26 protein-coding genes are annotated in these 20,388 nt (G+C 55.6%); 11 read left to right on the top strand and 15 right to left on the bottom strand.

Annotated features, from left to right (window positions below; translation table 11 throughout):
* Nucleotides 1–53 precede the first annotated feature (53 nt).
* A complete protein-coding gene (locus VPX56_RS08660) occupies nucleotides 54–281 on the top strand; it encodes a YceK/YidQ family lipoprotein (RefSeq protein ID WP_326471137.1) in 228 nt (75 codons plus the stop codon).
* On the opposite strand, the gene VPX56_RS08665 is transcribed toward VPX56_RS08660, so the two are convergent.
* From VPX56_RS08665 to VPX56_RS08675, 3 genes are all read right to left on the bottom strand, one after another.
* Complete coding sequence (locus VPX56_RS08665; RefSeq protein WP_131634257.1) at nucleotides 282–656, bottom strand: MysB family protein; 375 nt, start codon at nucleotides 654–656, stop codon at nucleotides 282–284.
* Nucleotides 657–753: 97 nt separating this feature from the next.
* A complete protein-coding gene (gene mdtG / locus VPX56_RS08670; RefSeq protein WP_263609227.1) occupies nucleotides 754–1,971 on the bottom strand; it encodes a multidrug efflux MFS transporter MdtG in 1,218 nt (405 codons plus the stop codon).
* A gap of 140 nt (nucleotides 1,972–2,111) precedes the next feature.
* Nucleotides 2,112–3,038: a Kdo(2)-lipid IV(A) acyltransferase gene (locus VPX56_RS08675; protein ID WP_131634259.1), complete on the bottom strand. Its 927-nt coding sequence runs from the start codon at nucleotides 3,036–3,038 to the stop codon at nucleotides 2,112–2,114.
* Nucleotides 3,039–3,257: 219 nt separating this feature from the next.
* Here VPX56_RS08675 and trhO point away from each other — a divergent pair, with 219 nt between their 5' ends.
* Nucleotides 3,258–4,307 carry an oxygen-dependent tRNA uridine(34) hydroxylase TrhO gene (trhO, locus tag VPX56_RS08680; protein ID WP_326471141.1) on the top strand — a complete coding sequence of 350 codons (1,050 nt, stop codon included), beginning with the start codon at nucleotides 3,258–3,260 and terminating at the stop codon, nucleotides 4,305–4,307.
* A gap of 38 nt (nucleotides 4,308–4,345) precedes the next feature.
* Here the strand turns inward: trhO and VPX56_RS08685 are convergent, their stop codons facing one another.
* The 9 genes from VPX56_RS08685 to mdtH all read right to left on the bottom strand — a co-directional run bounded on the left by VPX56_RS08685 (nucleotide 4,346) and on the right by mdtH (nucleotide 11,025).
* Nucleotides 4,346–4,924, bottom strand: coding sequence for a YceI family protein (locus VPX56_RS08685; protein ID WP_263609229.1), 579 nt, complete (start codon nucleotides 4,922–4,924; stop codon nucleotides 4,346–4,348).
* Between the two features lies 1 nt (nucleotide 4,925).
* Nucleotides 4,926–5,492 carry a cytochrome b gene (locus tag VPX56_RS08690; protein ID WP_326471144.1) on the bottom strand — a complete coding sequence of 189 codons (567 nt, stop codon included), beginning with the start codon at nucleotides 5,490–5,492 and terminating at the stop codon, nucleotides 4,926–4,928.
* Nucleotides 5,493–5,708: 216 nt separating this feature from the next.
* Nucleotides 5,709–5,822, bottom strand: a complete 114-nt coding sequence (locus VPX56_RS08695; RefSeq protein ID WP_131634263.1) for a YceO family protein — start codon at nucleotides 5,820–5,822, stop codon at nucleotides 5,709–5,711.
* 59 nt (nucleotides 5,823–5,881) lie between these two features.
* Nucleotides 5,882–7,000 carry an N-methyl-L-tryptophan oxidase gene (gene solA / locus VPX56_RS08700; protein ID WP_263609231.1) on the bottom strand — a complete coding sequence of 373 codons (1,119 nt, stop codon included), beginning with the start codon at nucleotides 6,998–7,000 and terminating at the stop codon, nucleotides 5,882–5,884.
* Between the two features lie 116 nt (nucleotides 7,001–7,116).
* Nucleotides 7,117–7,371: a biofilm formation regulator BssS gene (gene bssS, locus VPX56_RS08705; RefSeq protein WP_008500827.1), complete on the bottom strand. Its 255-nt coding sequence runs from the start codon at nucleotides 7,369–7,371 to the stop codon at nucleotides 7,117–7,119.
* Between the two features lie 270 nt (nucleotides 7,372–7,641).
* Nucleotides 7,642–7,887, bottom strand: a complete 246-nt coding sequence (dinI, locus tag VPX56_RS08710) for a DNA damage-inducible protein I (protein ID WP_131634265.1) — start codon at nucleotides 7,885–7,887, stop codon at nucleotides 7,642–7,644.
* A 74-nt stretch (nucleotides 7,888–7,961) separates the two neighbouring features.
* Complete coding sequence (gene pyrC, locus VPX56_RS08715; protein ID WP_131634266.1) at nucleotides 7,962–9,008, bottom strand: dihydroorotase; 1,047 nt, start codon at nucleotides 9,006–9,008, stop codon at nucleotides 7,962–7,964.
* 125 nt (nucleotides 9,009–9,133) lie between these two features.
* Nucleotides 9,134–9,694 carry a lipoprotein gene (locus VPX56_RS08720; RefSeq protein WP_131634267.1) on the bottom strand — a complete coding sequence of 187 codons (561 nt, stop codon included), beginning with the start codon at nucleotides 9,692–9,694 and terminating at the stop codon, nucleotides 9,134–9,136.
* Nucleotides 9,695–9,816: 122 nt separating this feature from the next.
* Nucleotides 9,817–11,025, bottom strand: coding sequence for a multidrug efflux MFS transporter MdtH (gene mdtH, locus VPX56_RS08725; protein ID WP_131634268.1), 1,209 nt, complete (start codon nucleotides 11,023–11,025; stop codon nucleotides 9,817–9,819).
* A 238-nt stretch (nucleotides 11,026–11,263) separates the two neighbouring features.
* Here mdtH and rimJ point away from each other — a divergent pair, with 238 nt between their 5' ends.
* From rimJ to murJ, 4 genes are all read left to right on the top strand, one after another.
* Nucleotides 11,264–11,848: a ribosomal protein S5-alanine N-acetyltransferase gene (gene rimJ / locus VPX56_RS08730; RefSeq protein WP_131634269.1), complete on the top strand. Its 585-nt coding sequence runs from the start codon at nucleotides 11,264–11,266 to the stop codon at nucleotides 11,846–11,848.
* A gap of 9 nt (nucleotides 11,849–11,857) precedes the next feature.
* Nucleotides 11,858–12,508 carry a YceH family protein gene (locus tag VPX56_RS08735; RefSeq protein ID WP_326471155.1) on the top strand — a complete coding sequence of 217 codons (651 nt, stop codon included), beginning with the start codon at nucleotides 11,858–11,860 and terminating at the stop codon, nucleotides 12,506–12,508.
* A 2-nt stretch (nucleotides 12,509–12,510) separates the two neighbouring features.
* On the top strand, nucleotides 12,511–13,434 hold the full coding sequence (locus VPX56_RS08740) for a Gfo/Idh/MocA family protein (protein WP_326471157.1): 924 nt from the start codon (nucleotides 12,511–12,513) through the stop codon (nucleotides 13,432–13,434).
* Nucleotides 13,435–13,563: 129 nt separating this feature from the next.
* Nucleotides 13,564–15,099, top strand: a complete 1,536-nt coding sequence (murJ, locus tag VPX56_RS08745; RefSeq protein ID WP_263609233.1) for a murein biosynthesis integral membrane protein MurJ — start codon at nucleotides 13,564–13,566, stop codon at nucleotides 15,097–15,099.
* 58 nt (nucleotides 15,100–15,157) lie between these two features.
* Here murJ and flgN read toward each other — a convergent pair whose 3' ends face one another.
* From flgN to flgA, 3 genes are all read right to left on the bottom strand, one after another.
* The gene (gene flgN / locus VPX56_RS08750; protein WP_131634273.1) at nucleotides 15,158–15,583 is read right to left on the bottom strand and encodes a flagella biosynthesis chaperone FlgN; all 426 of its coding nucleotides are present in this window, start codon (nucleotides 15,581–15,583) and stop codon (nucleotides 15,158–15,160) included.
* Between the two features lie 4 nt (nucleotides 15,584–15,587).
* On the bottom strand, nucleotides 15,588–15,881 hold the full coding sequence (gene flgM / locus VPX56_RS08755; protein WP_131634274.1) for a flagellar biosynthesis anti-sigma factor FlgM: 294 nt from the start codon (nucleotides 15,879–15,881) through the stop codon (nucleotides 15,588–15,590).
* A 93-nt stretch (nucleotides 15,882–15,974) separates the two neighbouring features.
* Complete coding sequence (gene flgA, locus VPX56_RS08760) at nucleotides 15,975–16,634, bottom strand: flagellar basal body P-ring formation chaperone FlgA (protein WP_326471163.1); 660 nt, start codon at nucleotides 16,632–16,634, stop codon at nucleotides 15,975–15,977.
* A 157-nt stretch (nucleotides 16,635–16,791) separates the two neighbouring features.
* Between flgA and flgB the strand changes: the two genes are divergently transcribed.
* The 5 genes from flgB to VPX56_RS08785 are packed head-to-tail and all read left to right on the top strand — an operon-like array spanning nucleotide 16,792 to nucleotide 20,388.
* Nucleotides 16,792–17,208 (top strand): flagellar basal body rod protein FlgB, encoded by a 417-nt coding sequence (gene flgB / locus VPX56_RS08765; RefSeq protein ID WP_131634276.1) that lies wholly within the window; start codon nucleotides 16,792–16,794, stop codon nucleotides 17,206–17,208.
* 3 nt (nucleotides 17,209–17,211) lie between these two features.
* The gene (gene flgC / locus VPX56_RS08770; protein ID WP_014069769.1) at nucleotides 17,212–17,616 is read left to right on the top strand and encodes a flagellar basal body rod protein FlgC; all 405 of its coding nucleotides are present in this window, start codon (nucleotides 17,212–17,214) and stop codon (nucleotides 17,614–17,616) included.
* Nucleotides 17,617–17,627: 11 nt separating this feature from the next.
* Entirely contained in the window at nucleotides 17,628–18,335 is a 708-nt protein-coding gene (gene flgD, locus VPX56_RS08775) for a flagellar hook assembly protein FlgD (RefSeq protein ID WP_131634277.1), read from the top strand.
* Between the two features lie 26 nt (nucleotides 18,336–18,361).
* Nucleotides 18,362–19,612, top strand: coding sequence for a flagellar hook protein FlgE (gene flgE / locus VPX56_RS08780; protein WP_326471168.1), 1,251 nt, complete (start codon nucleotides 18,362–18,364; stop codon nucleotides 19,610–19,612).
* Nucleotides 19,613–19,632: 20 nt separating this feature from the next.
* Nucleotides 19,633–20,388: a flagellar basal body rod protein FlgF gene (locus tag VPX56_RS08785; RefSeq protein ID WP_131634279.1), complete on the top strand. Its 756-nt coding sequence runs from the start codon at nucleotides 19,633–19,635 to the stop codon at nucleotides 20,386–20,388.

The following is a 20,388-nucleotide window of genomic DNA, read 5'->3' on the forward strand; positions in this document are numbered from 1 at the left end:
GCCCGCCAAATAAAATACCGGCTGTGAGGCCGGTATTTTTTTAGAGGTTACAGATGAGAATAGTCATCGTTGTCCTGATGGCATGCCTGCTCAGCGGCTGCGGCAGTATTATCAGCCGCACGATACCGGGGCAGGGGCACGGCAATCAGTATTACCCGGGCGTGAAATGGGACGTACGCGACTCGGCATGGCGCTACCTTACCGTGCTCGATCTGCCGTTCTCGCTCATATTCGATACGTTACTGCTTCCCATCGATGCCAGGCACGGACCCTATGAGTAATTAACGCTCATCCCACTCATCCGCCGCGGTTTGGCCTTCTTCCGTGTCCAGCGGCGGCTCGAGCTGAAATTCACCCTCATCCCATTCATGGAGGGTATTTTCCTCCATCCACTCCTGGCGAAGCTCAATTTCGTCATAGTCGCCGTCGAAGACGGCCTGCGCGCCTTCACCGCTCACCATCGGCAAACATTCGCCTTCTTCACCATCGTCAGCAAAGAATTCGGCCTGCCACATGATATCCCCGTCCTGCAGGACGTATTTTTGGATATTCAGCTGCTGTACGTTTGCGTCTTCTTCCTCAATGCCGGGATTATTGGCAAGGAACTCTTCGCGAGCAGCGTCAATCGCTTCTTCCAGCGTGGCGTACATGGTCATTGGTGTCTCCCTGTTTTCCTGATGGTTTCAGGGAAAGAATAGCTGAATATCAGATTCTGCAAGTATGAAGATGAAAATAAGCGATGGTAGATTTGTCTTATTCAGGTACGGGACGTAACGCCCGGGATAAGCTGAACCACGAATAGAGGGCATTAAACAGGACGACGCCAGCGGTGACGATAAATACGGCGCGGAAACCGAAGCTGGCGGAAACGGCCGCCCCAACCAACGGCCCGGTAACGTTGCCGATATCACGGAATGACTGGTTGTAGCTAAAGATACGTCCGGCGATTTGGTTGGTTGAATTATAAACCAGCAGCGTCTGGACAGCCGGTAATAACGCGCCGTCAGCCGCCCCGAGCAAGAAGCGCAGCAGCCCAAGCTGCCACGGCGTTTGCACCATCGACATCGGAACAAGCAGGATAACGGAAATCACCAGGGCGCAAATCAGGATTTTTTCCGGGCCAACGCGGTCGCCCAGTTTCCCCAGCCGTGGTGCGCTGAGGAGCGCCGCCACGCCGGGCACGGAGGCAATGAGCCCGCTGATAAACGCGATATTGCTGACGTTGCCAGCCAGATCGCGCACGTACAGCGTCAAAATTGGCGCGATGGAACCGGTCGCAACCTGAATGATCATCGTCGTGATAAACAGGCTCAGCACCAGCCTGGGGTTCTTCAGCGAGCTCAGCACGTCCCGGGCGTGAAGCATCTCTTTCTTAGGCACCGGGATAAAGTTTTCACGGATACAAAGCAGCGTGACGATAAAGCAAAGAAATAAGACGCTGGCAGTGATGAAAAAGACAGGCCGTAAGCCATAGGTATCAGCCAGTAATCCGCCGGCCAGCGGCCCCAGCAGCGCGCCGCTCACGCCGCCGGTTGATAAGGTACCGAGCGCCCAGCCGCTTTTATGTCGCGGGATTTGCGTGGCGATCAGGGCATTGGCGTTGGGGATAAATCCACCCAGCAGACCCAGCAGCGCGCGTAATATCAGGAACTGCCAGACGTTCTGCGCCACCCCCATCAACGCCATAATGATGGCCATCCCCAGCGCCGAGCGCAGCAGCATAATTTTGCGTCCTTTTCGGTCGGCAAGGCCGCCCCAGAAGGGGGAAGCAATCGCCGAGAACAAAAAGGTGATGCTGAACACCAGGCCAGACCACATGTTAAGCGAGCTGTGGCCCGTCACGCCCAGCTGTTCAACGTAGAGAGGCAGAAAAGGCATGACCAGGCTAAACGCCGCGCCCGTGAGAAAACAGCCGAGCCAGGCAACCGCGAGGTTGCGTTTCCAGTTTATGGGGGCATCTGAGGGTGACATAACTATCCGCATAACGAGGTGCAGGGCACCATGAATGATGGAGTAATAAGCCTGCTAATTATGCGCCTGGGTTATGATTGCCGCAATGAGGGGGAGCTTTTAAAGCTAAAAGAGCATGCGGCCAGCAGGCCGCATGGGGATCAGTAACGAGACGGCACGCCTTCAGGGCGGGTCTTAAAACGACGGTGCAGCCACATGTACTGCTCAGGGGCGAGCATAATGCACTTTTCGACAATGCCGTTCATCCAGCGCGCGGTGGTTTCAGCATCATCCAGCGGCGGGGTAAGCTCCGGTTCAAGCATGATCAGCTGATAGCCTGAACCATCCGGCTTGCGGCGCGGGACGAACGGAACAATGGCGGCTTTGGACATTCGCGCCAGCATCCAGGTACCGGAGGTGGTTGCCGCCTCGTCAACCGCAAAGAAGGGAACAAACACGCTCGCCTGCGGGCCGTAGTCGTGATCGGGGGCATACCATACCACTTCACCGGATTTGAGGGCGCGGATCATGCCCTTCAGGTCCTTACGGTCGATCATGCTTTTGTTCGAGCGCATGCGGCCGTTGGTCTGGATTAAGTCGATCACGGGATTGTCATTCGGCCTGTAGACGCCAATACCCGGCGCCTGCATGCCAAACATGCGTGCGCCAATCTCCAGGGTCAGAAAGTGTACGCCAATCAGCAATACGCCGGTTTGATTCGCCTGAAGCGTATGCACGGGCTCCATGCCGGTTCCGGCTACTTCGGTCCAGCGCGCCATGCGTTTGTCTGACCAGAACCAGGCCATCCCGGTTTCCATCAGCCCCATGCCTACGGATTCGAAATTCTTCGTGACCATTTCATGACGTTCCGCTTCGCTCATCTGCGGGAAGCACAGCTCAAGGTTGCGGTAAGAAATTCTGGCGCGACGTTTCATCAACTTTTGCGCGATATGGCCTAAACCTTTACCCAGGCGGAATATGACAGGGTAAGGGAGTTGTACAAGAAGCCATAAGAATCCAATGCCTGTCCAGGTTATCCAATAGCGGGGATGCAAGAGAGAGGCAGTAAATTTCGGTAACTGGGTCATGTCTTTCCTGTGTTCTGACGTCCTGTTTGGGCATTGTCTCATTTTTTGAGGCAGAGCCAAAATGTCTCACTTCGAAATGTGCACGAATGCAGCACATGTTAATCCTGATAAATCAGACCGTGTGAAATGTAGCGTAAATTGTGTGGATGTAAATTAACTTTGTTTGCTATATGATGCCGACCGATTTTATTTCTCTCACGATTGCAGGACTTGTACACCATGCCAGTGTTACACAACCGCGTATCGAATGAGATGTTGAAGGCGCGCATGTTGGCCGAAACCGAACCGCGCACGACCATCTCGTTCTACAAATATTTTACTATCCACGATCCGCAGGCGACCCGCGATGCCCTCTACCAGGCATTCACCTCGCTGAATGTTTTCGGGCGCGTCTACCTGGCGCATGAAGGCATCAATGCGCAGATTAGCGTTCCTGAAAGCAAAGTCAGCGACTTCCGCGATACCCTTTACGGCTTCGATCCGGCGCTGAACGGCGTGCGGCTGAACGTTGCCCTGGATGATGACGGGAAATCGTTCTGGGTACTGCGCATGAAAGTGCGCGAGCGCATCGTGGCGGATGGTATTGACGACCCGAGCTTTAACGCTGCCGATGTCGGTGAGTATCTGAAAGCCGCTGAGGTGAACGCGATGCTGGACGATCCGGACGCCGTGTTCATCGACATGCGCAACCACTACGAGTATGAAGTGGGGCATTTTGAGAACGCGATGGAAATCCCGGCCGATACCTTCCGCGAGCAGTTGCCAAAAGCCGTTGAGATGATGCAGGAACATAAAGATAAAAAAATCGTTATGTACTGCACCGGCGGTATCCGCTGCGAGAAGGCCAGCGCGTGGATGAAACATAACGGTTTCAACAAGGTTTGGCACATCGAAGGCGGCATTATCGAGTACGCGCGACGTGCGCGTGAGCAAGGTTTACCGGTGCGCTTTATCGGTAAAAACTTTGTCTTTGATGAGCGCATGGGCGAGCGTATTTCAGACGACATCATCTCGCATTGCCACCAGTGCGGTGCGCTGTGCGATACCCATACCAACTGCAAGAATGACGGTTGCCATCTGCTCTTTATCCAGTGCCCGGCGTGCGCTGAGAAGTTTAACGGCTGCTGCAGCGAGTTGTGCAGCGAGGAGAGCGTACTGCCTGAAGAAGAGCAGCGCCGCCGCCGCGCGGGGCGTGAAAACGGGAATAAGATTTTTAATAAATCCCGTGGCCGACTGAATACCAAACTGGGCATTCCTGACCCCGAGTAAAGACAACGCCCGGCAGTTAATTCTGCCGGGCGTGTTAATTACGACTTCTGCTGAACCCCTTCCACGGAAATAACCAACTCGACATCCTGGGATGCCGGACCTAAATCCGTCGTGATATTAAAATCTTTCAGATGAATTTTACCCGTGGCTTCAAAGCCAGCCCGCTTGCCTCCCCACGGATCGTCACCCTGACCGATTAATTTAGCGTCAAGGGTGACGGGTTTCGTGACGCCGTTAAGGGTCAGGTTGCCGGTAATATCCAGCTTGTCGCCCTCTTTTTTCACGCCGGTGGACGTAAATGTAGCCTGCGGGAATTTCGCCACATTCAGGAACTCTGCGCTGCGCAAATGTTTATCGCGTTCTGCGTGATTGGTGTCAACGCTGTTGGTATTAATGGTCACGTTCACCTTATCGGCTGCCGGGTCTTTCTCGTCGAAGCTGAATGTCCCGTCGAAGTCTTTAAAGGTACCGTACAACCAGCTATATCCCAGATGCTGAATACGGAAATTGACGAAGGCATGCTGTCCTTCTTTATCAATTTTATAATCAGCAGCCACGGCTGAACCGGCGGTGAAAAGCAGTGAACCTAATGCGATCCCTAACAGGTGTTTTTTCATTTTATGCTCCAGAGTCAACTGACGAACGGCCAAGCATGCGCTTTAGCGTATCGTCTTTATCGATGAAATGGTGTTTGAGGGCGGCGAGGCCGTGCAGCACTGACAGGATCACAACGCACCATGCCAGCCAGAGATGAACAACGCCCGCAGCGTCTGCCTGGGAACCTGCATCGGCGAAGGTTGCCGGAACGTCGAAAAGGCCAAAGACGCTTACGGGCTTGCCGTCTGCGGTTGAAATAAGGTAGCCGCTAATCAGAATGGCGAAGAGAAGAACATAGAGCACGACATGGGCGGCAACGGCACTCAGGCGCGTAAGTTTGCCGTGATTGCGTGGCGCGCCAGGCGGCGGGGAAATTCGTCGCCACAATACGCGGAAAACCAGGCCCATCATTAGCAGGACGCCAATGCTTTTATGCAACTCGGGTGCCTGATGATACCAGCCATCATAATAGCTGAGCGTCACCATCCAAAGCCCAAGCCCGAACATTCCATATACGGCAAGCGCAAATATCCAGTGCAAGCCTATGGATATTATTCCGTATCGATGGGGAGAGTTTCGCAATTGCATAAAGATTACCATTCTCAATATTAGAACAGTCAAAATGAACGGGGAGAAACAATATTGCAACTGAAATAAATAGATAATGATTTTTATTTTATTTATTTCAGCGAATTTGAAAAGGATCCGGGCAGGTAATTCAGCAGCTTCGAGGAAGAGGTAAATTCAGACGTTGGCGCGATTAAATCAAATTAAAGTAATGTCAAAAACTGTCAGCTTTCGCTTTCAATAAAATACAATGTATATAAAGTCAATGATTGCCAGTAGCGCCCACAATAAAATATAGAGCATAAAATGCTCACGAATATTATTGATGAGAAAGCCAACGATCCTGCGCATAACGCTCCATTATCATGTGCGAAGAAAATGGCCCCGGACCGTCCGGAGCCAGGAAAGGATTATCCGTTAAAACGGGCGAGGGAGAAGGGAGTCAGATCAAACTGCGGTTCAACACCCTGAGCAAACTGTGCGGCAATTTCACCCAGAACGGAGGCAAACTTGAAGCCGTGACCGCTCAGGCCGGTGATGAGCAGCGTATTGTCATGCCCGGGCAGGGTATCGATAATAAAGTCTTCATCCGGCGTATTGTCATACGTACAGGCCGCGCCGTAGAGCAAGCCCCCTACGCCTGGCAGAATATTGCGCAGGAAAGAGAATGCTTCGGAACCATCCTGAGGGTAGTCGCCGAAGGGTTTGCGCTCTTCAGGTGAAGAGACGATCTGCCCGCCGTTGTGTTTGCCGATCTTCAGCGCGTCCTTCTCGGAAGGGAAACCGTAAAATTGGTCGCCGTTGGGCAGTTCGCCGGTAAACGCCGGGAATTTGTTTTGGCTGCTGTAACGGCCGTCTGACTGAAACCAGGAGAATACCTTACGTACGGGCTGCACGGGCAGGTTAGGCACGAGTCGGGTGACCCAGGTTCCCGCGCTAATCAGGAGACGAGATGCAGAGTAGTCCCCGTCCTGCGTAGTGACCGTCACGCCGTCAGCATCATGCGTAATGGCGTCCACCGCGCAGTTAAAAAGCTGCGCGCAGCCCGCTTTTGCGGCAAGATCGATCCAGGTTTTGATGGCGGTTTCGCAGTGGAGCACGCCGGAGTTGGCTTCAAACAGGCCGATATAATCCTGCGGAACGGTAATTTCCGGCCAGCGTTTCATGATGGCCGAAGCGTCAAGGCGCTCCACGTCGAGGTTAAACGCTTTTGCGCTATGTTCGACGTTGGCGAGGAACTCAGAGGTGGACGGGCCAAGGTTGATAACGCCCGTACGCTCGAAAATACGCTCTTCGGTCAGTTTCGCCAGTTCATCCCATAGCGTCTGCGCGCGCAGTACCAGCGGAACATAGCGTTCACCCTCACCGTAGGCATGACGAATCAGTCTGGTATCACCGTGGTGACTGCCTTCCGAATGCGGTGGCAGGTGGGCATCAATCATCAGGACCTTCAGACCTGCTTGTGTCGCATAATAACCGGCGGCAGAACCTACTGAGCCGCTGCCAATAATGATTAAATCGTATTTCATCTGTATCTCTCACACTCACGCTTTGTTAGCAGAGTAATTAACAACCGGGGGAGATACAAGGGAGAAATAAATAAGGCACCCCGGGGGTGCCTGTTGAGTGAAAAATGGGCATGAGATTAATGCCGTTTATACTCATTTTCCTGATAGTCGCCAGATTCTATTTTTGCGATGCCTGCTTCTAAAATAGAAATAAACTGACGAGCGACGTCTGTCGTAAGCCACAGCGTCTGTCCAACTTCCGCTTCCTCACGGTTGAGTTGATTTGGGGTCTGGTAGTGCAAACGCAGCATCAGCGCATCGTAGCTATCTACGGTACTGATATCCCAGCCGACCAGCGGGTGGGTCTGGATGACTTCGCTATTCTTTTCCATTATAACCCCCTTAATGCGTGTTAGAAGACAACGGCTTGAGGTTCAATGCATGTTTTTCTGAAAGCATCTTCAGTATACAAGTAATAAGGGTTCCTAAGGGAAAAATAAACAGCTAGCAACACATTTTTCTGTCTTTTAGGATAATTAGAACAATAAAACACCGTCTTGTTCACGATTTTCTAAGAAGATGCTGAAATAATTTGAACTTATGGCTGGCGGGATCAAAAAAAGCCGGGGCGACCCGGCAAAAAACACAATGAGGGAGCAAATTTAATCTGTTATGAACCAGTCGTCGGCGCTTTCCCAGGTTTCCTGCAGGATTTCGCTGATGCGGTCTTTGTCTTCTTTCGCTCCGCCGATGACGGAGAGGTTGTTTGCCGTGGCGTAGCGCACGGTGACGGCGCTGTCGTTCTGCGGAAAGGTATTATGGATACGACGGGATAACTCACCCGCCAGCGCATCGAGTGCGCCGGCAGGTAATACGGTTGTTTTGGCTACGGTGACTTCAATACGCATAAATGCCCCCTGTGTAATATACTGTTTATATATACAGGCAATCTGTCAAATTGGCAACAAGGGGCGTTGATTATTTAGCGTTTTACCGTCCAGCGTACGGTTTCACCAGCCAGGAAGGGGATCAGCGTATCATCGGTCAGCGGAATGGATTCCACGACCTGACTCTCTTTACGCTCCAGCTCAATGAAGCCGTCATTCACCGGCAGCCCATAGAAGCGCGGGCCGTTAAGGGAGCAGAAGCCCTCGAAGTGCTGCAGCGCATCCATCTCTTCAAACACGGTCGCGTAGCTGGCAAGCGCGGTCGGGGCGTTGAAGCACCCTGCGCAGCCGCAGCTTGCTTCTTTACGATGACGCGCGTGCGGGGCGGAGTCGGTGCCCAGGAACGCGCGAGAGAAACCGCTGGCAACCAGCTCGCGAAGGGCCTGCTGGTGTATATTGCGCTTGAGGATTGGCAGGCAATACAGGTGAGGGCGAACGCCGCCCACCAGCATGTGGTTGCGGTTAAACATCAGGTGCTGAGGCGTGATGGTCGCGGCGATCAGCTCGTTACCGTCGCGGACGTATTCAGCGGCATCTTTGGTGGTGATATGTTCAAACACCACCTTCAGCGCGGGCAGGCGCTGGCGTAAAGGCTCCATCACGGTTTCGATAAAACGGGCCTCACGATCGAAGATGTCAATCTCGGCGTGCGTGACTTCGCCGTGAACCAGCAGCGGCATACCCAGCTTTTGCATGCGTTCCAGAACCGGCATGATGGCATCAATGCTGGTGACGCCGTGGCTGGAGTTTGTGGTGGCATTGGCCGGATAGAGCTTGGCTGCGGTAAACACGCCTTCGTTAAATCCGCGCTCCACCTCGTTCGGGTCGAGCGAGTCGGTCAGATAGCAGGTCATCAGCGGGGTAAAATCATGCCCGGCCGGAACGGCATCAAGGATACGCTGGCGGTAGGCGATAGCCGCATCGACGGTGGTGACTGGCGGAACCAGGTTTGGCATAACAATCGCGCGGCCATAAATTTCGCTGGTGTAGGGCACGACGGTTTTGAGCATATCGCCATCACGCAGATGGATATGCCAGTCGTCGGGGCGGCGGATTTTAAGAACCTGGGATTGTGCAGTCATGGAAGCTCCGGCTTGAGAGAGATCAGTCATAAGATGGCTGTTTTTGCCGGACACAAATCATAAGCGGAAACGTTTTCGTTTGCACACATTTCTGTAAAAAAAAGGGCGCCCGTGCGCCCTTGAGGTTACTCGGTGAAGGGAATGATAATTTCTCCCGGCTTCACCTCTATCCCTTTTGCATATTTCTTCGCGAGCGCTTCACCCTTGCTCTTGTCCTCGCTCAGGACGTAGGCAGGCTGCTGGTTGAAGTAATTGCGCAGGGACTGATTCAGGTAGGGCATCAGGGTCTGCAGTACCGGCTTCATTTTATCCGGCGTCACGACCGCATCGACGATCTCCATTTCCTGGAGGAAAATAGCCCCTTTCTCTTTGTTGAAGACGGGCAGCGCTTTCAGCTTAAGCTTAATGTCCGCTTTTTGGTTGCCGAACAACGACGTCATATCCAGACGGGCATCCCCGGAAAGGGTCACTTTATTTGGCTCTTCGCGACCAATCTGGCTGGCAAGATTGCTGAGGACGATGTGCGCGTCGGCAAGGCCCGGCACGCCGATGTCTTTAGAAAAGTTGTTATGTTTTTCCAGCGCCTGATTAATTTCCTGTTCACTGACGGTGTATTGCGTAAGCTGATTACAGCCAACCAGCAGGCCGCTGACAATAAATGCCGCGGCAATGACAATCTTTTTCATAGTGTTCCTCAACGAAAATCGGCGCATCTGTCCTGATGCGCCAGTATGTCAGCGTGAATTCGCATAAACCAGCAGAAAAAACTGATATTGAAGGCGGAAAAGCGTTCCGCCAGAGGGAAGGGCTACGCGCCGGGTTCGAGCATACCGCTCGACAGGCGTTTCGAACTGAACTGCCACCACAGGGCGACGAGCGTGATAAAGCCCACCGCGCCGAGCATCATCCACGGGAGTTCCGGCTGGCTTAGCGCTTTACCGGCATCGAACAGCCAGCCGCCGCCGGTATAGCCCAGCGCGCCGCCCAGGGCCAGCCCCAGCCGGCTGAAGCCCATGTAGCTGCCGCGAGCGCGGGCGTCCGCCAGCGAGGCACTCAGCGTTTCACGTGCCGGCTCGGCAATAATTGAACCGATATAGAAGGTGCAAATCAGCATGAACAGCTGCTGCAGCGAATTGACCAGGCCGATAGGCATCATGCTCAGCGTCATCAGCAGAAGTCCGGCCATCAGGCGATGCTCCAGGCGAAAGCGCCGTTCGCTCCAGCGGGCAATCGGATAGAGCAGCGTCAGGGAAAGAGAGGCTTCGATGGCGTACATCCATTTAACGGCGGCAGGCGTGCCCGCGATGTCGTTAACCATGATGGGCAGCATCAGCATGACCTGGACGGCCAGCATGTAGTAGCCCGTCAGGGTCAGCACATAGGTGACAAATCGCCTGTCGCGCAGCACGCGGCCCAGACCTTCGCGCACCGGCGCTTTGACCGTCGACAGTTTCCAGGCTGGCAGATACAGGCCGTTAAACAGCGCGCACAGCATAAAGAGCACGGCGCCGGTCGCGCAGACCAGGCGGAAGTCATACTGCAGCAGCCAGCTTCCCAGCAGGGCGCCAATCACCGCGCCGGCGCTGTCCTGCATCATCAGAATTGAGAAGAAGCGACCCCGGTGCTGGGGGCGAATTAATTTCACCACCAGCGCGGTGCGCGGTGGATCGAAGAGCGTGCCGCCAATCCCGGAGAGGAAACAGGAGAACCAGAGCAGCCAGGGCTCATGGGCGACCGCCATCGTGGCAAACCCTGCCGCACGCAACAGCATGCCGGTGACGATCATCGGCTTAGCGCCAAACCGGTCAGCAATGGCCCCGCCAAAGACGCCCAGCCCCTGCTGGACAAACTGGCGTAGCCCCAGCGCAATACCCACCATCAGGGCAGCCCAGCCCATCTGATCGACAAAGCGAATCGAGATAAGCGGAAACACGACAAAGAAGCCGAGCACGACCAGCATGTTATCGACTAGCAGGAAATATTTACCCAGGCTCCTGGCCTGTGATACGCGGGACATTTTCCCTCCAGGGAAAATAAGAAGGTGAGCACGCTAACATTCTGCGGTGTCGCCGCGCGTTTTCCCACCCCTCCCCGTGACAATATTTTTTTATCAAAAGAGGGCTTTGATTGAGAGTTCTCATCGAAAAATGTGAAATGAGGTCAAAATGGTATGTCACTGTTTTCACAGACGGCACGGGCGCAGGTATAGTAAAGCTAATCGGGTAGAACAGAAGTAACGGGAAGGAGTGGTATCGATGTTTGGCTATCGCAGTAACGTGCCAAAAGTGCGTCTGATAACGGACAGGCTGGTCGTTCGTCTGGTGCACGAGCGTGATGCCTGGCGTCTGGCGGATTATTACGCCGAGAATCGCCAGTTTTTAAAACCCTGGGAACCCGTTCGTGACGAGAGCCATTGCTACCCGTCAGGCTGGCAGGCGCGCCTGGGGATGATCGCGGAATTTCATAAACAAGGCAGCGCATTCTATTTTGCGCTCCTGGACCCGGACGAAAAAGAGATTGTCGGCATCGCCAATTTTTCTAACGTGGTGCGCGGATCGTTCCACGCCTGCTACCTCGGCTACTCCATCGGCCAAAAATGGCAAGGGCAGGGGCTGATGTTTGAGGCGCTGACGGCGGCCATCCGCTATATGCAGCGCACGCAGCATATCCATCGCATTATGGCGAACTACATGCCGCATAATAATCGCAGCGGGGATCTGCTGGCACGATTAGGGTTCGAGAAAGAGGGATATGCCAAAGACTACCTGTTAATTGACGGCGAGTGGCGCGATCACGTCCTCACGGCATTAACCACCCCGGACTGGACCGCTGGTCGTTAAGGAGCAAAGATGAAATATCAGTTAGACGGTACGGAAGCGCGCGTTATCGGGTGCTTGCTGGAAAAACAGGTCACGACGCCAGAGCAGTACCCGCTCTCTGTCAACGCGGTGACGATGGCCTGTAACCAAAAGACCAACCGCGAGCCGGTGATGAACCTTAGCGAGCATGAGGTTCAGGACGTGCTGGATGCGCTGGTCAAGCGCCACTATCTGCGCACCGTCAGCGGCTTCGGCAATCGCGTCACCAAATACGAACAGCGCTTTTGTAACTCCGAGTTTGGCGACCTCAAGCTGAGCGGTGCGGAAGTGGCGTTGATTACCACGCTGCTGCTGCGCGGGGCGCAAACCCCGGGCGAGCTGCGGACGCGCGCGTCCCGCATGCATGAATTTAGCGATATGCAGGAGGTTGAGCAGACGCTTGACGGGCTGGCTACGCGTGAGGATGGCCCGTACGTGGTGCGGCTGGCGCGCGAGCCGGGCAAGCGGGAAAGCCGCTATATGCACCTGTTTAGCGGTGACGTTGATACGTCACCCGTCGCGATCGAATCCGATTCCTCCGCGAACAATGAAGGCCTGGCGGCGCGCGTGGAGGCGCTGGAGGAAGAGGTGGCCGGGCTGAAGCAGCGCCTGGATGCATTGCTGGCACATCTGGGAGAGTAACGTTGAAAAAATTACGTGTAGGCGTGGTGGGGCTGGGCGGCATTGCGCAGAAGGCCTGGCTGCCCGTATTAGGGGCTGCGACGGACTGGACCCTGCGGGGCGCATGGTCACCCTCGCGCGAAAAAGCCGAGCGCATCTGCGAAAGCTGGCGGATACCCTATGCCAGCTCGCTGTTGGATCTAGCGCGCGACTGCGATGCGGTGTTTGTTCATACCTCAACCGCAACGCACTACCAGGTCGTGAGCGAGCTGTTGAACGCGGGCGTTCACGTCTGCGTGGATAAACCCCTTGCCGAAAACCTTCAGGACGCCGAGCGCCTGATTGAGCTGGCGGCACGTAAAAACCTGACGCTGATGGTGGGCTTCAACCGACGATTTGCCCCGCTTTATCAGCAGCTCAAAGCGCAGTCCGCCAACATTGCTTCGCTGCGTATGGATAAACACCGTACGGACAGCATTGGGCCAAACGATTTGCGCTTTACGCTGCTGGACGATTACCTGCACGTGGTGGACACCGCGCTGTGGCTGACCAACGGAAACGCTCAGCTGCAAAGCGGTATCCTGCGGACGAATGACGAAGGTGAGATGGTCTATGCCGAACATCACTTTGCCGTCGAGCATCTGCAGGTGACTACCAGCATGCATCGCCGCGCGGGCAGTCAGCGCGAATCTGTCCAGGCCGTTACCGACGGTGCGCTTTATGACATCATCGATATGCGCGAATGGCGGGAGGAGAAGGGTAACGGCGTGGTTGCGCTGCCGGTGCCCGGCTGGCAGAGCACGCTGGAGCAGCGCGGTTTTGCCGGTTGCGCCCGTCATTTTATTGACTGCGTACAAAATCAGACGGTTCCTGAAACCGCCGGCGAACAGGCGATTATGGCGCAGCGCATTGTGGAAAAACTCTGGCGCGATGCCATGAGCGAATAACCCGCTGTAACATCTGCGGATAGTAATTCGTTGAAATCCGGTTAGACTAAGCGCCGCTTGTTGGCTATGCCGGGTGGCGCTTGCGCTTATCCGGCCTACATATCCGTAGGGTTGTGGAAATTCACGTTAATGAACTTATTAAAATCGCTGGCAGCCGTCAGCTCGATGACCATGTTTTCCCGCGTGCTGGGCTTTGCGCGCGATGCGGTGGTGGCAAGGGTCTTTGGCGCAGGGATGGCAACGGACGCCTTTTTCGTGGCATTCAAACTGCCGAACCTGCTGCGCCGCATATTTGCGGAAGGCGCATTTTCTCAGGCGTTTGTGCCGATTCTGGCGGAATATAAAAGCAAGCAGGGCGAGGATGCGACGCGCGTATTTGTCGCTTATGTCTCCGGCCTGCTGACGCTGGCCCTGGCGGTGGTCACCGTGATTGGGATGCTGGCCGCGCCGTGGGTGATTATGGTGACGGCGCCCGGATTTGCCGATACGGCAGACAAATTTGCGCTCACCTCGCAGCTGCTGCGCATTACCTTTCCTTATATTCTGCTGATCTCGCTCGCCTCGCTGGTGGGCGCGATCCTGAATACCTGGAACCGCTTCTCCGTGCCGGCGTTTGCGCCGACGTTTCTTAACGTCAGCATGCTCGGTTTTGCGTTGTTTGCCGCGCCGTATTTTAATCCGCCGATTCTGGCCCTGGCGTGGGCGGTAACCGTGGGCGGCGTTCTGCAGCTCGCCTACCAGCTGCCGCACCTGAAGAAAATCGGCATGCTGGTGCTGCCGCGGATCAACTTCCGCGATGCGGGGGCGATGCGGGTGATCAAGCAGATGGGGCCGGCGATCCTCGGCGTCTCCGTGAGCCAGATTTCACTGATTATTAATACCATTTTCGCCTCCTTCCTGGTCTCCGGATCGGTTTCCTGGATGTACTATGCCGATCGCCTGATGGAGTTCCCGTCTGGAGTGCTGGGCGTGGCGCTGGGCACCATTCTTTTGCCGTCGCTGTCGAAAAGCTTCGCCAGCGGGAATCATGATGAATATTGCCGCCTGATGGACTGGGGATTACGCCTGTGCTTTCTGCTGGCGCTGCCAAGCGCGGTTGCCCTGGGCATTCTGGCGAAGCCGCTGACGGTATCCCTGTTCCAGTATGGTAAATTCACCGCCTTTGACGCAGCGATGACCCAGCGCGCGCTTGTCGCCTATTCTGTCGGCCTGATGGGATTGATTGTGGTTAAAGTGCTGGCTCCGGGCTTTTACTCCCGCCAGGATATCAAGACGCCGGTTAAGATCGCCATTGTGACCCTGATCATGACGCAGCTGATGAACCTCGCGTTTATTGGCCCGCTCAAGCATGCCGGTCTGTCGCTATCGATTGGTCTGGCGGCCTGCCTGAACGCCGGCCTGCTGTACTGGCAGCTGCGCAAGCAGGATATCTTCACCCCGCAGCCGGGCTGGGCGCGTTTTCTGCTGCGACTGATTGTTGCCGTGCTGGTGATGTCGGCGGCACTGCTCGGGATGATGCACGTAATGCCAGAGTGGTCGCAGGGCACGATGCCTTACCGCCTGATGCGCCTGATGGCCGTGGTCGTGGTTGGGATCGTCGCTTACTTTGCGACGCTCGCGGTGCTGGGCTTTAAGGTGAAAGAGTTTGCCCGCCGCACGGCATAAACACAAAAGGGGAGTCCACCCTGAGGTGCTCCCCGCTGCATGATGTGACGCAGAGGCGTCAAATCGAAATCTTTTTCCCGCCGGTCACGCGCGCCGTGGCGGTCTGACCATCCGCCCCGTACAGTCCCGTTTCTTTATGCGGTTTTAAAACCTCAAGCGCCTGCTGGTTACGCACTATCTGACCTTCAAGAAGCCAGCCGTTGTGCTGGTTGAGATCGCGCAGGTGCTGGGTTTTTTCTGTAATCGTCTGCCAGCGTTCAACAATCTCATCATTTGCGCTGCGCTTGGGATCTTGCTCAGCGCGACGCTGCTGCTCCAGATAGTCCAGCGTTGCCAGAAGCGAACTTTTGTCTTCAGTAATGCGTTGCAGCGCGCTGCCGTTAACCTGACCGGAAGACAGGTGCTGCTGTTCCGCATCCATTACGGTTTTCAGGTCGTTCAGAACAACCGTCATTTGATCCAGTATTTCTGACAGTCGACTCATACCGTTAGTTACTCTGTAAGAAACTCTGCGCGTCCTGAATCAGCGCGTCAGCGATTTTGCTGGTATCCATTTTCAGCTCACCGTTACGAATAGCCGTCTTCAGCTGTTCAACACGTTCCATGTTGATATCGCCGCTTCCCGGCTGCATCAGTTTTGCCTGGGCATCGCTCAGGGTGACGCTGGTGCTGTTCGCGGTGGTCGGTTTTTCCAGACGCGTTTTCTGCGGCGTAGCGTCATTCGTTTCGCGAGGTTGTACAGTGCTTACCGGCTTCAGGGCTGATGTACGATCAATGCTCATATTATTGTCCTCATCGAGGGTTCGCGGCGTTTGCGCCTGACATCATCATTAGTTGAATATTTATCGGCAGCCGTCACGAAATCTTTAAAAAGATTATAGGTTAATCAGAATATTCCCATCAGAATCGACCGTCCCGCTCACCACCTGGCCTGAGGACATTCTGACTCGGGCATTTTGCGCCACGGCGGCGTTATTTAACGCCTTCCCTTCACTGTTAATACTAAAGCCGTCACCGTTGGCCACCACCATCACCTGCTGTCCTGCTTTTACGCGCCATGCCTGACGAAGCATCGTGAGCTGTATCGGCTGGCCTGGCGCCACATCGCGCAGGCTTACGGCCTCCTGCGCCTGATTAATATCAAGCATTGTCCTCGGCGGAAGCTGGTCAAGACGTCCACGCTTCAGCGTGACGCTGTTGGCCTGCAGCAGGGTGCCGCGCGCGATAGGGACGGCCGCGACAACATAATTGCCCGTCGCCTGAACCACAACCTGCAAATAGCGTTTTTCATTGGCGCAGCGCGCGAGCACGTTCACGTTGCCCCATAGCTTTGTCGTGCCCGTCACGTTGAACGATGGCTGCTCGCAGGACGGATACAGGTTAGGCGGCGTGCGCACGGTCACGCTGACGTCATCGCTAAATCCTGCCAGCTGCTGAGCAAAAAAGGTCGTTAGCCGATCCTGTAAATTTTCCGCCTCAACCAGGGGACTTAACAGTAAGAGGGTTGCCGCCAGGCCACTTTTCAACGTCCGCATCGCAGGTTCCACCGTTTTCAGAATTGAGAGGATTTTACCTGCAGTGGTTTTGCATCAACGGAATAAATAGCGACGCATTTTGCGCTTATTCCGTCGATAAGGGAGACGGCATGAGATTTAAGCTGTGAACTGAAATTTTCCCATCAGCGGAGGAGACATGCTCGATAAACTCGACGCCGCGCTACGTTTTCAGCAGGAAGCGCTCAATTTGCGCGCCCAGCGGCAGGAGATTTTAGCTGCCAATATCGCTAACGCGGATACCCCCGGGTTTCAGGCGCGCGATATTGATTTTTCCAGTGAACTTAAAAAAGTGATGGAGCGTGGACGTGCCGAAGGAACGGGTGTCGCACTTGCACTGACGTCCTCACGCCATATTCCCGCACAGGCGATGACCGCCCCAACGACCGACCTGCTTTACCGCATTCCCGACCAGCCATCGCTTGACGGTAACACCGTTGACATGGATCGGGAGCGTACACAATTTGCCGATAACAGCCTGCAGTACCAGACGGGGCTGACCCTGCTGGGTGGACAAATTAAAGGCATGATGAGCGTCCTTCAGGGGGGCAACTAATCGATGGCTTTGCTGAATATTTTTGATATTGCCGGTTCGGCGCTAACCGCACAGTCCAAACGTCTGAACGTGGCCGCCAGTAACCTGGCCAACGCCGACAGCGTGACCGGGCCAGACGGACAGCCGTATCGCGCGAAACAGGTGGTCTTTCAGGTCGATGCTGCGCCGGGCGCGGCGACGGGCGGCGTGAAAGTCTCTGACGTGGTAGAGAGCCAGGCGCCAGACAAGCTGGTGTATGAACCCGGTAACCCCCTCGCGGATGCCAGTGGTTACGTCAAGATGCCTAACGTGGACGTGGTGGGCGAGATGGTGAACTCCATGTCGGCTTCACGGAGCTACCAGGCCAACGTCGAAGTGCTTAATACCGTGAAGAGCATGATGCTCAAAACCCTCACTCTCGGCCAGTAAAGGAGACACGCATGTCCATCGCCGTGAATATGAATGATACGACCAGCTCGGGCGTATCCGGCACAAGTTCGACGGGCTCCAGCTCCCTGACGGGCAGCAGCGCTAACGACCTGCAAAGCAGCTTCCTCACACTGCTGGTGGCGCAGTTGAAGAACCAGGACCCCACCAACCCGATGCAAAACAACGAGCTGACCACGCAGCTTGCGCAGATCAGCACCGTGAGCGGCATCGAGAAGCTCAATACCACCCTGGGCTCCGTCTCCGGCCAAATCGACAGCAGCCAGTCTCTGCAGGCCGCCAACCTGATTGGTCACGGCGTGATGATCCCAGGTACCACCGTTCTTGCCGGCAGCAGTACCACCGACGGCACGACCACCACCTCAACAACGCCGTTTGGCGTTGAGCTGCAGCAGGCGGCGGATAAAGTGACCGCGACGATCACCGATTCCACCGGTGCGGTCGTGCGCACCATCGATATCGGTGGGCTGAGCGCGGGCGTTCATACCTTTACCTGGGATGGCAGCATGACCGACGGCACCACGGCGCCGAACGGTTCCTACAAGGTTGCGATCAGCGCCAGCAACGGCACCACGCAGCTGGTGGCGCAACCGCTGCAGTTTGGCCTGGTGCAGGGCGTGATTAAAAGCAGCGACGGCAGCAAACTGGATTTGGGTACTTCCGGTACCACCACACTCGACGAAGTTCGGCAGATTATCTAAGCCTTTACACTTATCAGGAGTAAGTCATGGCCTTTTCTCAAGCGGTCAGCGGCCTGAATGCTGCGGCCACCAACCTGGACGTCATTGGCAACAACATCGCCAACTCCGCGACCTATGGTTTTAAATCCGGCTCTGCGTCTTTTGCAGACATGTTTGCCGGTTCCAAAGTGGGCCTGGGCGTTAAGGTTGCGGGCATCACTCAGGACTTTACCGACGGTACCACCACCAACACCGGTCGTGGTCTGGACGTTGCCATCAGCCAGAACGGTTTCTTCCGCATGGTCGATTCCAACGGCTCCGTGTTCTACAGCCGTAACGGCCAATTCAAGCTGGATGAAAACCGTACCCTGGTGAACATGCAGGGCCTGCAGCTGACCGGTTATCCGGTGGCGGGCACGCCGCCAACGGTACAGACCGGCGCGAACCCTCAGGCGATCACCATCCCGAACACCCTGATGGGCGCGAAAGCAACCACCACGGCAACGCAGCAGATCAACCTCAACTCGACGGATGATAAGCAGACCGGTGCGTTCGATGCGACCAACCCGGATACCTATAATAAAAAAGGGACCGTGACCGTCTTCGACACCCAGGGTAACGCCCATAACATGTACGTCTACTACGTGAAAACAGCGGACAACAAGTGGGATCTCTACACCCAGGATGGCAGCGTGGCGGGCTCTGCGGCAACCAAAGCTGCGCAGATGAGCTTTGACAGCAACGGTAACCTGGAAGGCGTGTACAACTACGGTGCTGGCGGTGCGCTGAGCTCGACGCCGAACACCACGCCGTCTATTGATATCACCACGGGTTCCGTCAGCGGTGCAGATCCGGCGACTTTCAACCTGAACTTCCAGAACTCCATGCAGCAGAACACCGGCACCAATAACGTGGTCGGTACTACCCAGAACGGCTACAAGCCGGGTGACCTGGTGAGCTACCAGATCAACGACGACGGTACGGTTGTGGGTAACTACTCCAACGAACAGACTCAGGTGCTGGGCCAGATCGTCATGGCGAACTTCGCCAACAACGAAGGCCTGCAGTCAGAAGGCAATAACGTCTGGTCTGCCACGCAGTCCTCAGGCGTTGCGCTGCTGGGCACGGCGGGCACCGGTAACTTCGGCACGCTGACCAACGGCGCGCTGGAAGCGTCCAACGTTGATCTGAGTAAAGAGCTGGTGAACATGATCGTCGCGCAACGTAACTACCAGTCGAACGCGCAGACCATCAAAACCCAGGATCAGATCCTCAACACGCTGGTTAACCTGCGTTAAGCGGCTGACGGGAAAGCGCAATGGATCACGCAATATATACAGCGATGGGCGCCGCAAGTCAGACGCTCAATCAGCAGGCGGTTACGGCCAGCAACCTGGCAAACGCCTCTACGCCGGGCTTCCGCGCGCAGCTTAACGCGCTGCGTGCGGTGCCGGTAGAAGGGCTTTCGCTGCCAACGCGTACGCTGGTGACGGCCTCTACGCCGGGTGCAGACATGACGCCAGGCCAGATGGATTACACCTCTCGCCCGCTGGACGTTGCCCTGCAGCAGGACGGCTGGCTGGCGGTGCAAACGGCAGACGGTAGCGAAGGCTATACCCGTAACGGCAGCATCCAGGTGAGCGCGACCGGACAGCTGACGATTCAGGGGCATCCGGTGATGGGCGAAGCGGGCCCGCTCACGGTGCCTGAAGGATCTGAGCTGACCATCGCGGCGGACGGAACGATCTCGGCATTGAACCCCGGCGATCCGGCCAATACCGTCGCACCCGTCGGGCGTCTGAAGCTGGTTAAAGCGGAAGGCAAAGAGGTGCAGCGCGGCGACGACGGCATGTTCCGTCTGACCCAGGCGGCGCAGGCCACCCGTGGCGCCACGCTGCAGGCCGATCCGAGCATTCGCGTAATGTCGGGCGTTCTTGAAGGCAGTAACGTCAAGCCGGTGGAAGCCATGACCGACATGATTGCCAGCGCCCGCCGTTTTGAAATGCAGATGAAGATTATCAGCAGCGTGGATGAAAACGCGAGCAAGGCTAACCAACTTCTGGCTATGAGTTAA

It is taken from the genome of Enterobacter wuhouensis, assembly GCF_035835995.1.
Lineage (GTDB): Bacteria > Pseudomonadota > Gammaproteobacteria > Enterobacterales > Enterobacteriaceae > Enterobacter > Enterobacter wuhouensis.